At 66.1% G+C, this 14,320-nt stretch carries 10 protein-coding genes; 6 read left to right on the forward strand and 4 right to left on the reverse strand.

Going from position 1 to position 14,320, the window contains the following annotated elements; all coding sequences use genetic code 11:
- Positions 1 to 77: 77 nt before the first annotated feature.
- The 3 genes from nadC to nadA all read right to left on the reverse strand — a co-directional run bounded on the left by nadC (position 78) and on the right by nadA (position 3,810).
- Positions 78 to 956: a carboxylating nicotinate-nucleotide diphosphorylase gene (gene nadC, locus ACSHT2_RS28220; protein ID WP_440637963.1), complete on the reverse strand. Its 879-nt coding sequence runs from the start codon at positions 954 to 956 to the stop codon at positions 78 to 80.
- Between the two features lie 10 nt (positions 957 to 966).
- Positions 967 to 2,571, reverse strand: a complete 1,605-nt coding sequence (locus tag ACSHT2_RS28225; protein ID WP_440637965.1) for an L-aspartate oxidase — start codon at positions 2,569 to 2,571, stop codon at positions 967 to 969.
- A gap of 132 nt (positions 2,572 to 2,703) precedes the next feature.
- Positions 2,704 to 3,810: a quinolinate synthase NadA gene (gene nadA / locus ACSHT2_RS28230; RefSeq protein ID WP_440637967.1), complete on the reverse strand. Its 1,107-nt coding sequence runs from the start codon at positions 3,808 to 3,810 to the stop codon at positions 2,704 to 2,706.
- 355 nt (positions 3,811 to 4,165) lie between these two features.
- Here nadA and ACSHT2_RS28235 point away from each other — a divergent pair, with 355 nt between their 5' ends.
- From ACSHT2_RS28235 to ACSHT2_RS28260, 6 genes are all read left to right on the forward strand, one after another.
- Positions 4,166 to 5,416, forward strand: coding sequence for an MFS transporter (locus tag ACSHT2_RS28235; protein ID WP_440637969.1), 1,251 nt, complete (start codon positions 4,166 to 4,168; stop codon positions 5,414 to 5,416).
- A gap of 206 nt (positions 5,417 to 5,622) precedes the next feature.
- Positions 5,623 to 6,609, forward strand: coding sequence for an acrylyl-CoA reductase (NADPH) (gene acuI, locus ACSHT2_RS28240; RefSeq protein WP_440637971.1), 987 nt, complete (start codon positions 5,623 to 5,625; stop codon positions 6,607 to 6,609).
- 114 nt (positions 6,610 to 6,723) lie between these two features.
- Entirely contained in the window at positions 6,724 to 7,311 is a 588-nt protein-coding gene (locus ACSHT2_RS28245; RefSeq protein WP_440637973.1) for a hypothetical protein, read from the forward strand.
- A 159-nt stretch (positions 7,312 to 7,470) separates the two neighbouring features.
- Entirely contained in the window at positions 7,471 to 7,716 is a 246-nt protein-coding gene (locus ACSHT2_RS28250; RefSeq protein WP_319330051.1) for a DUF6894 family protein, read from the forward strand.
- 202 nt (positions 7,717 to 7,918) lie between these two features.
- Positions 7,919 to 9,643 carry a methyl-accepting chemotaxis protein gene (locus tag ACSHT2_RS28255; RefSeq protein WP_440637975.1) on the forward strand — a complete coding sequence of 575 codons (1,725 nt, stop codon included), beginning with the start codon at positions 7,919 to 7,921 and terminating at the stop codon, positions 9,641 to 9,643.
- Positions 9,644 to 9,917: 274 nt separating this feature from the next.
- On the forward strand, positions 9,918 to 11,606 hold the full coding sequence (locus ACSHT2_RS28260) for a methyl-accepting chemotaxis protein (protein ID WP_440637977.1): 1,689 nt from the start codon (positions 9,918 to 9,920) through the stop codon (positions 11,604 to 11,606).
- 3 nt (positions 11,607 to 11,609) lie between these two features.
- Here the strand turns inward: ACSHT2_RS28260 and ACSHT2_RS28265 are convergent, their stop codons facing one another.
- Positions 11,610 to 14,315, reverse strand: coding sequence for a DUF2339 domain-containing protein (locus ACSHT2_RS28265; protein ID WP_440637979.1), 2,706 nt, complete (start codon positions 14,313 to 14,315; stop codon positions 11,610 to 11,612).
- Positions 14,316 to 14,320: the final 5 nt, after the last annotated feature.

Below are 14,320 nucleotides of genomic sequence, written 5' to 3' on the forward strand. Positions count from 1 at the left end.
TTCTTCGTTCCACATGGCAAGACGTGGATGGCCGGGACAAGCCCGGCCAAGACGTTGTGGAAGCTCAGGCGCTTGAACTACGCCTCGATATCCAGCGCACAATCGAAATTGGGCGCCGAATGCGTCAGTGCGCCCGCCGACGCATAATCGACACCGGTCGCCGCGATCGCGGCGATCGAGTCCAGCGTGACGCCGCCGGACGCCTCCAGCTTGAGACGGCCCTCGTTGATTCCTACGGCCTCGCGCAGCATCGCAAGGTCCATGTTGTCGAGCAGCACCGCGTCGGCCATCCCGCTGTCGAGCACTTCGCGCAGTTGCACCAGCGTGTCGACCTCGATCTCGATCTTGACGAGATGGCCCGCGTGGGCACGGGCGCGCTCCAGCACCGGACGGATGCCGCCGGCCACCGCGATGTGATTGTCCTTGATCAGGATGGCGTCGTCGAGCCCGAAGCGATGGTTGAAGCCGCCGCCGCAGCGCACCGCGTATTTCTCCAGTGCGCGCAATCCCGGCGTGGTTTTTCGCGTGCAGCAGATGCGCATCTTCGTGCCTTCGGTGCGCGCGACATAGTCCGCCGTGAGCGTGGCGACGCCCGACAAGCGGCCGACGAAGTTCAGCGCGGTTCGCTCGGCCGTAAGAATGACGCGCGCGGGGCCCGAGATCGTCAGCACATGCTGGCCGCGCGCAACCCGCGCGGCGTCGCGGACATGTGCACGCAGCTCGATGTCGGGCGACAGCTTCTGCAGGGTCGCGAGCGCCAGCGGCAATCCGGCGATCACGCCGGACTGGCGCGCGACGAGGACCGCTTGCGCCCTCGTTGCTTCCGGGATCGTCGCAAGCGAGGTGATGTCGCCGGCGCGGCCGAGGTCCTCGTCGAGCGCGCGCTGCACGGCCGCGTCGATCGCGAGCGGAGAGAGAAAGGCGTCGGGATAGAGCAGTGAGGTCGGGGTGATCATGGGGCCTCCTTCAGCCGATCATGGATTGCGCAATGCGTGGCAGCGCACGCTCGTTGAGGCTCTCCGCGACCTCGCGCATCGCGACGAGCGTCGTCATCGTTCTCTGAGCCCGCCCGGGAGCGTCAGCCGGATGGTCGGAACGGAAATGCGCACCGCGGCTCTCGCGCCGCGTCCAGGCCGCAGCGGCGACGAGCAGGGCCGAAATCGCCATGTTGCGAATGACCATGTTTCCGGCTTCGCGTTCGAGCATGGCGAAGTGGCGCACGGCGTCCGCAAGCCCGTCACCGTCGCGGATCACGCCGACATGCGCGCTCATCATCGTGCGCAGCCGCTTCACGGCTGCGCTATCCGCCGCGCCGCCTCGCGCCGTCACCGCATCGGGCAGGCGGGCGCGCGCGGGGATCGCATGGCCGGCGATGTCGTCAGCGATGCGCGCGGCATAGACCACGGCTTCGAGTAGCGAGTTGGAGGCGAGCCGATTGGCGCCATGCGCGCCGGTCGAGGACACCTCGCCGCCGGCCCAGAGCCCGTCGATCGAGCTGCGGCCGCGCGTGTCCACCGCGATGCCGCCCATGTGGTAGTGTGCGGCCGGCGCAATCGGAATCGGCTGCGCTGCGGGATCGATGCCGGCGGCGATGCAGCTCGCATGCACGGTCGGAAACTTCTCGGCAAAGCGCGCGCCCAGCGCCTGCCGCGCATCGAGGAAGGCGCCGCGCCCGGCCGCGATCTCGGTGAACACGCCGCGGGCCACGATGTCGCGTGGTGCGAGCTCGGCAAGCGGGTGGCGCGCCCTCATGAATCGCTCGCCGCTGCCGTTGATCAGCGTAGCGCCTTCGCCACGCAGGGCTTCGGTGGCGAGCGGTGCCGGATCGCGGCCGGCCATGATGGCAGTGGGGTGGAACTGGACGAATTCAGGATCGGCGATCACGGCGCCGGCGCGGGCCGCGATGGCAAGGCCGGAGCCGCTCGCTTCACACGGGTTGGTGGTGACGTCATAGAGATGGCCGATTCCGCCGGTCGCAAGCACGACCGCCCGTGAAGCGAGCACGACCGGCCGTGCAGCGGGATTGCCGGCCTCGCGCAATTGAAGGCCGGTCACGGCGCCGTCCTCGGTCAACAGGGCTTCGGCGACAAAGCCTTCCATCAGGCGGATCGAGGGCGTACGCCGCACGGCTTCGCTCAACGCTGCGATGATCGCGGCGCCAGCGCCATCGCCGCGCACATGCACGATGCGACGCGCGGAATGCGCAGCTTCCCGTCCGACGGCAAGCCTGCCGTCGAGATCGCGATCGAACGGCACGCCATAGGCGAGAAGATCATGGATGCGCGGCGCCGCCTCGCGCGCGATCCCGAGTGCGACGGCTTCATCGACAAGGCCGCCGCCGACCGCGACGGTATCGGCGGCGTGTGCCTCCGGCGTGTCGCCTTCGGCCACCGCCGCGGCGATGCCGCCTTGCGCCCATGCCGACGACGCGCCCTGTCCGAGCGGTGCCGCCGAGATCAACGTCACCGGCCGCGGCGCAAGCTTCAGCGCGCAGAACAGTCCGGCAAGGCCGCCACCGACGATGACGACGTCGTCGGTCGTGCGGGTGAGGTTGTCGACATTCTTCGTCATGGCCTTCTCCATTCACTCCGCTGTCGTCCCGGCGAACGCCGGGACCCATGCGCCGCGGCGCACGTTGTCGCGCGAAGCTGTTTAACGTCGTTGTTCGCCAAACATCTTCCTGTGACGACAGCGATTGCGTTGCTAGTTCTTCAGATTGATCATCCGCTCGACCGAGCGCCGCGCGCGTTCGGCAAGCGCCGGATCGATCGTCACCTCCTCGCGAAGCGTCAGCAGGCTCTCCAGGATGTTGGCGAGCGTGATGCGCTTCATGTGCGGGCAGAGATTGCAGGGCCGCAGCATCTCCACATCGGGAAGCTCGGCCCGCACATTGTCGGCCATCGAGCATTCGGTGATCATGACGAGGCGCCGCGGCCGCTTCGCGCGAACCCAGTTGATCATGTGTGCGGTCGAACCGGTGAAGTCGGCTTCCGCCAGCACGTCCGGCGGGCACTCCGGATGCGCGATGATCTGGACGGATGGGTCGGCTTCGCGAAAGGTCCGCAGCTCCTGGCCCGTGAAGCGCTCATGCACCTCGCAGGCGCCTTTCCAGGCGATGATCTTCACGTCGGTCTTCGAAGCCACGTAAGTGGCGAGGTATCGGTCGGGCAGGAAGATCACGCTTCGAGCGCCCAGGCTCTCGACCACCTGCACCGCGTTCGAAGACGTGCAGCAGATATCGACCTCCGCCTTCACCTCTGCCGAGGTGTTGACATAGGCAATGACGGGCACGCCGGGGAATCTTTCGCGGAGCAGCCGCACGTCGGCGCCGGTGATGCTGGCGGCGAGCGAGCAGCCCGCGCGCGAATCCGGGATCAAGACGGTCTTGTCCGGATTGAGCAGCTTCGAGGTCTCCGCCATGAAGTGCACGCCGCACTGGACGATGATGTCTGCCTTCACCTTGGTGGCTTCGACGGCGAGCTGCAGCGAGTCGCCGCCGATGTCGGCCACGCAATGGAAGATCTCCGGGGCCTGGTAGTTGTGGGCGAGGATGACCGCACCACGCGCGCGCTTCAGTTCGTTGATCGCCTGAATCGTCGGCGCCATGAGCGGCCATTCGATCGGCGGGATCACGTGCTTCACGCGCTCGTAGAGCGGGGCGGTGGCGCGCTCGACCCCCGGCGTCCATTCCAGTGAGGGCATTGGCCACGTCGGTCCCGCGGGCACCGACGCGGCGCGAGGGGAGGTGATGAGTTGGCCCTGCGGCCGATTGGCAAAATCGTCGGGGCCGTAAATTCCAGCGATCGGCATTGAAGCCTCCCATGCATGGTTATTATGCTCAAGATGAGAATATGTAGGGCCTGAGAAATCCGGCCGAGAGGCCGGTCAGATCAGGATGAATCCCAAATATGCTCAATCTGAGTAAATCGAAGATAGCACGCTCCGGTTCGGGCTGCTAGATCCTGCCGCACACATTCCCGTCAGCTTGCGGGTGAAGCGTCGCGCGAGGCCGCTTGAAACGCAACGCTCCCGCGGCAGCTCCTCTTGGAATGCAATCGTTCGCGACTCGCGATCTTTTTTGACTTGGGATTTGCATGCAGATGCATTAAACGGCTCTCCCCGCGGCTGCTAATCGCGGATTCGCCAACGACAGACGAGGAAGACCATGTCGACCCAGATCGGCGAGCTCGCTCCCGCCTCACGTTCCTCCAACTGGCGTACCCCGGCCGTCATCATTCTCTGCGGTTGTGCGATCGGCATGCTCGGCTTCGGTCCGCGCTCGGCGCTCGGCTTCTTCGTGCAGCCCATGAGCCATGAGTTCAGCTGGGGCCGCGACGTGTTTGGCCTCGCGATTGCCGTGCAGAATCTGTTGTGGGGGCTGGGCCAGCCCTTCGCCGGCGCAGTCGCCGATCGCTTCGGCCTGTTCCGGGTGATGTGTGTCGGCGCTCTGCTCTATGCCGGCGGCCTGCTCCTGATGCGCTATTCCTCGACGCCGCTGTCGCTCAACATCGGCGCAGGCGTGATGATCGGCTTTGGTCTTGCCGGCTGCTCGTTCAATCTGGTGCTGTCGGCGTTCAGCAAGCTGTTGCCGGCCGAGAAGCGCGGCCTTGCGCTCGGCGCCGGCACGGCGGCGGGGTCGTTCGGGCAGTTCCTGTTCGCACCGATCGGCGTCGCGTTGATCGATAATTTCGGCTGGCAGCAGGCGCTCTCCGTGTTCGGTTTCCTGATGCTGCTGATCATCCCGCTGTCGCTGGCGCTCTCGACGCCCCCTGTCGCAAGCACGGCCAACACGGCGCCTGCGGATGAGCAGACCTTCACCAGGGCGCTGGCGGAAGCCTTCGGCCACCGCTCCTACGTGCTCTTGGTGCTCGGCTTCTTCACCTGCGGCTTCCAGCTCGCCTTCATTACCGTGCATCTGCCGGCCTTTCTGGTCGATAGCGGCATCTCGACGCAAACCGGTGGCTGGGTGATCGCGGCGATCGGCCTGTTCAACATCATTGGTTCGCTCAGCGTCGGCTATCTCCAGAACCATCTGCCCAAGCGCTACATCCTCTCGACCATCTACTTCACCCGTGCGCTGGCGACCCTCGCCTTCATCGCATTTCCGATCACGCCGTTCTCGGCGATCGCCTTTGGCGCGATCTCCGGCTTGACCTGGCTGTCGACGGTGCCGCCGACCTCGGCGCTGGTGGCGCTGATGTTCGGCACGCGCTGGCTCGCGACGCTGTACGGCTTCGCCTTCGTCAGCCATCAGGTCGGCGGCTTCCTCGGCGTCTGGTTAGGGGGCATCGTGTTCGAGCGGTTCGGGTCCTACACGCCGATCTGGTGGCTCTCGATCCTGTTCGGCGTGCTTTCCGCGCTGATCAATCTTCCGATTGTGGAGAAACCTGTCGAGCGACTGGTGCCGGCGATTTGAAGTTCCTGCGGTGCAAGCCGCGAATTCTGTCAGGAACTTCAAATCGATAGCCGGCACTAGAATGATTTGCTTGCTGGCGCTCCTCTTGATTCCGAAGTTCGCTCCTTTGGTGCCGCCAGGGTTTGCGAACTTCGGAATTGGAGCGCCAGTTGCACAGCCTGCCTGATCGGCTAAACAATCCCTGAAACAAGTCAGGGAGTGAAGTCGTGGCCACATTCAAGGCGATCCGGATCGACAAGGCGGACAAGGGCACCACCGCGCAGCTCACGCAGTTCGACGAAGCTGAGCTGATGGACGGCGACGTCACCGTCCGTGTGGAGTGGTCGACGCTGAACTACAAGGACGGCCTTGCGCTCACAGGCAAGGCGCCGGTGGTGCGCCGCTTCCCGATGATCGCCGGCATCGACTTCGCCGGCACCGTCGAAGCCTCCTCGCATCCCCAGTGGAAGGCGGGCGACAAGGTGGTCTGCACCGGATGGGGCATGGGCGAGACCCATCTCGGCGCCTATGCGGAGAAGGCGCGGGTGAAGGGCGACTGGCTGGTCGCCCTGCCGCAGGGCCTGTCGGCGCGCGACGCCATGGCGATCGGCACCGCCGGCTTCACTGCGATGCTCGCTGTGCTGGCGCTCGAGAAGCATGGTGTCTCGCCGAAGAGCGGTCCGGTCGTGGTGACCGGCGCCGCTGGCGGGGTCGGCTCGGTCGCGATCGCCGTGCTCTCGAAGCTCGGCTACCACGTCATCGCCTCGACCGGCCGGGCCTCCGAGGCCGACTACCTGAAGCAGCTGGGAGCAGCCGAAGTCATCGACCGCAATGAACTCTCGGCCCCGGCAAAGCCCCTCGCCAAGGAGCGTTGGGCAGGCGGCGTCGACAGCGTCGGCTCGACCACCCTCGCGAATCTGCTCTCGATGACGAAATATGGTGGAGCGATTGCGGCTTGCGGTCTGGCCGCCGGTATGGACCTGCCGTCCTCGGTCGCGCCGTTTATTTTGCGCGGAGTGTGCCTTCTCGGCATCGATTCCGTAATGTGCCCGATCGAGCCGAGGAAGGCAGCCTGGCAACGCCTCGCGTCCGATCTGGATCGGACAAAGCTATCTGAAATCACTAAGGAAATTTCGCTCGACGAGGTTTCGGAGTGGGGCGCGAAGATCCTTGCCGGCCAAGTCCGGGGCCGCATCGTGGTTAAAATTGGCTAGCGGCGTTTAGACTTTACCAACCAAGCTGCTCCAATGTTGCCTTGGTTCGTATGGTAAGCAGCGGGTAAAGAGATAGGGCATCGCCCGCTGCGGGGGTTGAGTTCGGAGTTGAGCATGCTTGCGCGTATTGTGTTGGGGGCTGTCACGGCGGCAGCAACGTTTGCGCCGGCCATTGCTGGAAGCATGAACGCCGACGAGGCGCGCCGCTTCGTGGCGGGCAAAGTGTTCGCCTTCACCTGCTTCGACGGCACCCGCGGTGCAGGCCGCATCCTCGACGATCTCGGCGCTGCCGGTGCGGTGCAGTTCTCGGGCGCAGGCCCGGTCCGTCATCTCCGCCTGCCCGGCAATACGCTCCAGATCCGCGGCCAGAACGTCTGCGCCTCGATCAAGGGCATCCCCTTCGAGCCCTGTTTCAACCTGGAAAAGACCGACGATCGCAGCTTCCGCGGCTCGGTGTCGGGCATGGGCTTCGCCTATTGCGACTTCCGTCACCAGGGCGGCAACCAGATGCTGATGGCGCGCGCTGCGGCGCGGCCGCGCTCGCTGAGGACCTCGGAGCGCACCGGATCGGTCGGCGCGTCGAACACCGAAGTCGCCGCGCGCGTCGAGACGCCGCGCGTCGAGAGCAGCCGGCTCGAGCCGGTGAAGTCCGAGCCCACGAAGAACGAAGGCCCGCTGGAGCTGCGCCGGTCGACCCAGTGAGCTGGCCGCGCGGGACCATCCGCGCACCTTGTCGCCGAAGACGTCCGTCGAACATGAAGCCGCTGCGCCGTAGTCATACGGACTGCGGCCTTCATGCGTTGGTAGCTGTTCGCCCTCAATTTGCGTGCGGCCGGGGCGGTCCTGCGCGAGGGTTCAACGATGTCGCTCTATTTCTTTCGCATCAGTACCGGCCGCTATTCCGGCGCCGCCGACCAGCCGTACGAATTCGAGGATCGCGTGGCGGCCTGGACCGAGATGACCGTGGTGTGCGCCAATCTGCTCGGCGGTATCGCGCGCAGCCTGAAGCCGAACGCCGAGTGGTGCATGGAGCTGCTCGACGAGAACAAGAAGCCGGTGTTTCGAATCAGCCTGGTTGGAGAAACTCTCGGATGCAAAGCGTCCTAGCTCCGATCTCAAGCTGCAATTTACAACTATGACGAGATCATTCCTCTTCACCTTCAATCATTTAGCGCAAAAAGTCAGTATTTCTGCGAGGCCTCTCGTTAACCAGAAGATGGAACTCTGACCTGTAGCTTTTCGGTAAGGGCGATCAACGCCCAAGCGGCCAACAATGACTTGGCAGCTCGTTTCCGGGGGAAACGCACCGATGTTGAGTCTCTTTCGAAATCTGCAGATCGGGACCAAGCTGGCGATCGCTTCCGCGCTCGGGGTGTTCCTGGTTGGCGCCATGATTGCCAGCCAGATGCTCGGTAATGCCAGCATCCGCGAGACCAGCCAAAACGCACTTGCACAGCAGGAGATCGCCCGCGACGCACTCAGGGCCGAAGTTGCAGTTCGTGCCATGCAACTCGCAGTGCGAGACATTCGTCTTGCCAACAGCGCGGCCGATCTTCAGAAGGCCACCCAGAGTCTCGGCGATCAGCAGAAATCGATCGGCTTGATGACCGATGCGATGCTGAGGCTGTCCCACGCGGCGGAGAACCGCGCTCGCATGGAGAAACTGAGATCGCGGGCCGCGGATTACGGAAAGGCTGCGCAGCAGATCGCGGGCGTCCGCGGCGAAGCCTTGGCCGCGAGTGGCGCAGTCGTCGCGAAGCTCAATGAAGACGCCATTCGCATCGCGCGGGAAGTCACCCTGCCGATTGCCGGCGAGCTCGACGAGCTGATCAGCCAGATCGCCGATCACGCGAGGCACAAATCCGAAGAGGAGAATGCCGCGGCCGCTGTACAAATGAGATCGTCCGAGCGGCTTGGGCTTTTGGTCGGCGTCATCGCGGCTTTGGTCCTGATCGGCTCGTCGCTGATGTCGTTCCTGACCATCGCGCGGCCGATCCGCGCGCTCACCGTGGCCATGGACAAGCTCGCCGGCGGCGATTTCTCCGTGGTGCTGCCCGGTCTCGGCCGCAAGGACGAGGTCGGCGGCGTCGCTGCGGCGGTCGAAAAGTTCAAGATCGTGTCCGAGCAGAAGGCGCGCGAAGAGGCCGAAGCCAAGATCAGGCAGGACCAGATTGCGGCCGCGCAGCGCAAGGCGGAGATGCACAAGCTCGCGGACAGCTTCGAAGCCGCGATCGGTGAAATCGTCGACACCGTCTCCTCGGCATCGACCGAACTGGAAGCTTCTGCGTCGACGCTGACGTCGACTGCGGCGCGTGGACAGGAGCTCACCACCATGGTTGCTGCTGCCTCCGAGGAAGCGTCCACCAATGTGCAGTCGGTGGCGTCGGCGACCGAAGAGCTATCGTCGTCGATCACCGAGATCAGCCGGCAGGTGCAGGAATCGGCCCGCGTTGCGAGCAATGCGGTGAGCCAGGCCCGCACCACGACCGACCGCGTCGGTGAGCTTTCCGCTGCCGCGGCCCGGATCGGCGACGTGGTCGAGCTGATCAACACCATCGCGGGCCAGACCAATCTCCTGGCGCTCAACGCAACCATCGAGGCCGCGCGCGCCGGCGAGGCGGGCCGCGGCTTTGCCGTCGTCGCCTCCGAGGTCAAGGCGCTTGCCGAGCAGACCGCGAAGGCGACCGGCGAGATCGGCCAGCAGATCGCCAGCATCCAGACCGCCACCGAGCATTCGGTCGGCGCGATCAAGGACATCAGCCACACCATCGAGAAGCTGTCCGAGATCTCCTCGACCATCGCAGCCGCGGTCGAAGAGCAGGGCGCCGCAACGCAGGAGATTTCCCGCAACGTGCAGCAGGCGGCGGCAGGCACCCATCAGGTGTCGTCCAACATCATCGATGTGCAGCAAGGCGCGAGCGAGACCGGCTCGGCGTCCTCGCAGGTGTTGGCGGCGGCGCAATCGCTGTCCGGCGACAGCAACCGGCTGAAGCTGGAGGTCGGAAAATTCCTGGGTACGGTGCGCGCGGCCTGACGCTCGCCGTCACCCTGTTCGAATGATCCCGCGCATCAAGCTGCGTCCGCATCGCGGCGGGAGAGCGCCATGCGGCTGCAGCAGATAGTTGGCGATCACGGCGCGAGCCGTAGTTTTACGGAGGTTCCTGTTAACGCCTACTTGCAATTATGGGCGCAATGTCTCGGGACAAGAACCAGCCAGCATTGTTGATCTGACTTCCGCCCTGTCGTCCGTCGCGACGATTGCGGCGCAGGTGATTTGCGCGTTGCTGGCGACTATCGGGATTGCCGTGATGTCGAAGTTGTCGATCGTATTCAAGCTGCTGACCGTGCTGTCGGTCCTCGTGCTCTCGCTCGCCGGTGTCGGCGTGATGGCGATCGGCACGATGCAGAACATCAACGCCCATACGGTCGAGATCGCGGAGAGCTGGCTGCCGAGCGTGCGTGCACTCGGCTCGATGCGCGCCGACATCAACGAGCTGCGCGTCGTCCTGCGACTGCACCTGATGCAGGAGAGCATTGAAGGCAAGGACGCCGCTGAGAAACGCATGGCCCCGCTACGCGAGCGCATCGAGAAGACGCGCAAGATCTATGAAGGCCTGATCACCTTGCCGGAGGAACGCTCGATCTACCAGCAGTGGACCAAGGCCTGGGCCGAATACCTCAATGGCGTTCAGGAGACGATGGCGCTGTCGCGCAAGAGCCCCGGCCGCTTCCCGACCGATGCCAACGAGCTGCTGCAGACCAAGGTCGCGAAGATGGCTCAGGCGGCGGATCCCCTGCTCCTGAAGAGCATCGAGCTCAACAACAGCGGCGCCGAAGCTGAAACGAAGCAGGCGGCCGACAGCTACGCCACCATCTTCCGCGTGCTCGTCGGCATCATCGTTGCAGCCGTCGCGATCGCGATCGCTGCCGCCTATTACCTCGTGCGCGACGTCTCGCGCGGAATCGCCTCGATCATTCGTCCGATGCAGTCGCTCGGCGAAGGCGACCTGTCGGCCGAGGTGCCGCATCGCGGCGAGAAGACGGAGATCGGCTCGATGGCGGATGCGCTCCAGATCTTCAAGGCGGCGTTGATCGCCAAGAAGGCCGCCGACGAGGCGGCGGCGCGCGACGCCGAGGCCAAGATCGAGCGTGGCCGTCGCGTCGATGCCATCACCCGCAATTTCGAGGTCATGATCGGCGAGGTCGTCGAGACCGTGTCGTCGGCCTCGACCGAGCTCGAGGCCTCCGCGGCCACGCTGAGCGGCACGGCCCAGCGCGGCCAGGAGCTCGCAACCGTCGTTGCGGCCGCTTCGGAGGAAGCTTCCACCAATGTCCAGGCGGTGGCGTCCGCCTCCGAAGAGCTGTCGTCCTCCATCACCGAGATCAGCCGCCGCGTGCAGGATTCGGCGCGGATGGCTGCGGAAGCCGTCGAGCAGGCGGCGCGGACCAACGAGCGCGTCAACGCGCTGTCGCAGGCGGCCTCCCGCATCGGCGACGTGGTCGAGCTCATCAACACCATCGCGGGCCAGACCAACCTCCTCGCACTGAACGCGACCATCGAAGCGGCGCGCGCCGGCGAGGCCGGCCGCGGCTTTGCCGTCGTCGCCTCCGAAGTCAAGGCGCTGGCCGAGCAGACCGCGAAGGCGACTGGCGAGATCGGCGCGCAGGTTTCGGGCATCCAGGCGGCGACGCAGGAATCCGTCAGCGCCATCCAGGAGATCGGCGGCACCATCGAGCGGCTGTCGGAGGTGTCCTCGGCCATTGCCGCTGCCGTCGAGGAGCAGGGCGCGGCCACGCAGGAGATTTCGCGCAACGTTCAGCAGGCCTCGCTCGGCACCCAGCAGGTCTCGTCCAACATCACCGACGTGCAGCGCGGCGCAAGCGAGACCGGATCGGCCTCGGGCGAAGTGCTGTCGGCGGCGAAGTCGCTGGCGACCGACAGCACCCGCCTGAAGGTCGAAGTCGCGCAGTTCCTGGAATCGGTCCGCGCGGCCTGATCCTCAACTGCCCGTCTGCGGCGCGGCCGGCGGCGGCGTAACCTGCCGCCGGAACAGGATGCGTTGGTACAGCCAGCCGATCGCGACCAGCACCACGCCGAGGCACATGAACGAGAGCGCACGGTAGACGCCCGTCAGCGTCGACATGTCGATGACGAAGGCCTTGAGGATCGTCAGCGCGATGACGGCGGCAGACGCCAGCCGCGCCCGTTCCGAATTGACGAGGATGCCGACGCCGAGCAGCACCACGCCGAAAGCGAGCCAGCCGATCGAATAGGTGTATTGCTCGGCGCCCGTGGTCGGTCCCGTGGACAGGATCGGCCCGTGATAGAAGCGGCGGATCTCCAGCGTGACATAAGCGAGCGCGAACACGAGCGCGCCACCCGCAATCGTATTGGCGTAGACCTTGCCGCGCTCGCCGACCACCGCATAGGACAGCAGCAGCATCAGCACGGCCGGCAGCGCGTAGCCCAGCAGCAGCAGATTGAAGACGGCGCCGCCGACGTCGGTGCGCCACATCAGCGGATTCTCCAGGATCAACAGGCCAAACACGCTGATGAGCCCGGCGATCGCCGTCAGCACGACCGCGCCGACATTGTGCACGATGCTGCGGCTCCGCAGCCGCAAGCGTTCCAGCCCGATCGCCATCGCCAGCGTGATACAGGCTTGCAGCGCGAATTCGAGCAGCGAGGGGGCCGCGGTCATGCGGCCGCCGGTCGCAAAGTGCCGGATCTCCATGAAGGCGAGCAGCGCGGTGAACAGGATCGCGGCGGTCTCGACCATGCGCAACGGCGCATCGTCGGCGCGGCGGCGCAGGAAGGCGCTCGCGCCCCAGAACGAAAGTGCCGGCAGACCGTAGCCCCACAGCAGCCAGTTCAGAATCGGCGTGGTGCCGACGGCGTCGCCGACGATGCGCGGATCGTAGGCGATGCGCGCGGTGACGAGCGCCGCGAAGATGGCGGCGAGCCAGCGCAGGAACGGAATCGGCCGCTGCATCGAGATCCAGGCCGTGCCGAGCGACATCAGCGCAAGCGCGATCGTCAGCCAGCCCTTCTCCAGCGCGAAGGTCAGCGCCAGCGCCAGTGCGCCGAGCGTGCCGGTCGCGAACAGGGCAGTGGAGATCGCAACGCCCGGCCGGGTCTCGCGGCGCGTGAGCGCCTCGGTCGCAGCGCCGAAGGCGGCGGCGAGCAGTACGGCGAGGATTGCGAACGGGATCGAGCGATCGAGATGGGCGATGCGCGCGTAGAGCGCGACCAGGATCGCGATCGGCGTCGCGACGCCGGCCGCCGACCACACCACCGGAATGATCGCCGAGTTCGAGCGGCCTTGTGCCAGGAAGCCGGCGACGCCGAAGCCGGCGGCGAAGATCGCGGCCGTCACCAGGTGCAGCGTCACCGCGCTGTCGGTCGCTGTCGGTCCGATGCCGGGCATGGGGCCGCCCGGCAGCACCAGCATGTCAGGATTGGCGCGCACCGCCCATTCGGCGAACACGATGAAGACGGTCGCCGCGGCCGCACCGAGGGCGCCCGTGGCCGCCGGCGCACGCCAGGCGACGAGCAGGGTTGCGCCGACGAGAAGCGCAAACGCGATCAACGCCAGATCGGCATGCGCGCTCGACAGCACGATCAGCATCGCGCCGAACAGATAGGCGCCGAGCGAGCTCGACGAGACCGGCTCAATCTCGCCGTCCTCGATGCCGGGCCCGAACATGAAGCCGCAGACGACGAGCAGCGCGGCCAGCACGAAGCCCGCGATGACATGGAAGGCGTGCGGCGCGACCTGCAGTTCGGCGGCGTCGAGACCCGGGAAGATCCAGAGCACGGCGAAGACGATTGTCGTGACCGCAAGCCAGCGCCACAACCGGATACGGGCGAGGCCAAAGCTCGCGGCGGTGACGATCGCAAGATAGATGTAGAGCGCCCAGTAGTCCGGCTTGCCGCTGGAGACGAGGATCGGCGTCACGAAGGCGCCGACCACGCCGAGGCCGGCGAGCGCGGGCCCGTGCAGCAGCGCGGCGGCGAGCGTGCCGAGTGCGACCAGGCCGAGCAGCACGAAGGCGGTTGCGGGCACGAGGAAGCCGTAAAGCGCATAGGCAGCGTAGATGGTCGCGAACGCTACCGCCGTGCCGGCCGCGGTGAGGATCGCGGGGATATTGGCGATCGGCAGCGCCTGGATGCTCGAGATGCTCTCCCTGCGCCGCGTCCATTCGCCGGCCCCTAACAGCGCCAGCGCGAACAATCCGCCGAGGAACACGCGCACGCCGGGGCCGAGGAGGCCGGCCTCGATCGAATAGCGCACCATGAAGAAGCCGCCGAGCGCGAGCGCGAGCCCGCCGATCCACACCACCCAGCGGGTGCCGAGCCGCTCCTCTAACCCGGGCGCCGGTGCGGGCAGCGGCGGTGGTGCGCCGGCCTCGGTCCCGGCCTCGAGTGGGGGCGGCGAAACGTCTGCGGTGACCGGCGGAGGCGACGCAAGCTCGGTTTCGGGCGCAAGCGGCGGCGGCTCCGCCGGAGCTGTTGCGGGCGCTTCGGTCTGCACCGCCGCGGGCATCAACGGCGGCGGCTGCACCTGCCGCTGCGCGTAAAACATCTCTTCGAGGGAGTTCAGCCGGCGGCGCAGCTCGGTCGCCTGGCTGGTTGCCTTGATCGCGATCAGGAAGGCGATGATCGCAATGATCAGCGCAAAGACGTCAAACGGGCCGTCGAACATGAAGC

It is taken from the genome of Bradyrhizobium sp. PUT101 (assembly GCF_052043945.1).
GTDB lineage: Bacteria > Pseudomonadota > Alphaproteobacteria > Rhizobiales > Xanthobacteraceae > Bradyrhizobium.

Excerpts from the sequence above, each read along its gene's own strand:
- ACSHT2_RS28250 (WP_319330051.1), top strand. The coding sequence starts at position 7,471 with ATGTCGCTCTATTTCTTTCGCATCAGTACCGGCCGCTATTCCGGCGCC.
- ACSHT2_RS28235 (WP_440637969.1), top strand. The coding sequence starts at position 4,166 with ATGTCGACCCAGATCGGCGAGCTCGCTCCCGCCTCACGTTCCTCCAAC.
- ACSHT2_RS28265 (WP_440637979.1), bottom strand. The coding sequence starts at position 14,315 with ATGTTCGACGGCCCGTTTGACGTCTTTGCGCTGATCATTGCGATCATC.
- nadA (WP_440637967.1), bottom strand. The coding sequence starts at position 3,810 with ATGCCGATCGCTGGAATTTACGGCCCCGACGATTTTGCCAATCGGCCG.
- ACSHT2_RS28245 (WP_440637973.1), top strand. The coding sequence starts at position 6,724 with ATGCTTGCGCGTATTGTGTTGGGGGCTGTCACGGCGGCAGCAACGTTT.
- ACSHT2_RS28225 (WP_440637965.1), bottom strand. The coding sequence starts at position 2,571 with ATGACGAAGAATGTCGACAACCTCACCCGCACGACCGACGACGTCGTC.
- nadC (WP_440637963.1), bottom strand. The coding sequence starts at position 956 with ATGATCACCCCGACCTCACTGCTCTATCCCGACGCCTTTCTCTCTCCG.
- ACSHT2_RS28260 (WP_440637977.1), top strand. The coding sequence starts at position 9,918 with ATGTCGAAGTTGTCGATCGTATTCAAGCTGCTGACCGTGCTGTCGGTC.
- ACSHT2_RS28255 (WP_440637975.1), top strand. The coding sequence starts at position 7,919 with ATGTTGAGTCTCTTTCGAAATCTGCAGATCGGGACCAAGCTGGCGATC.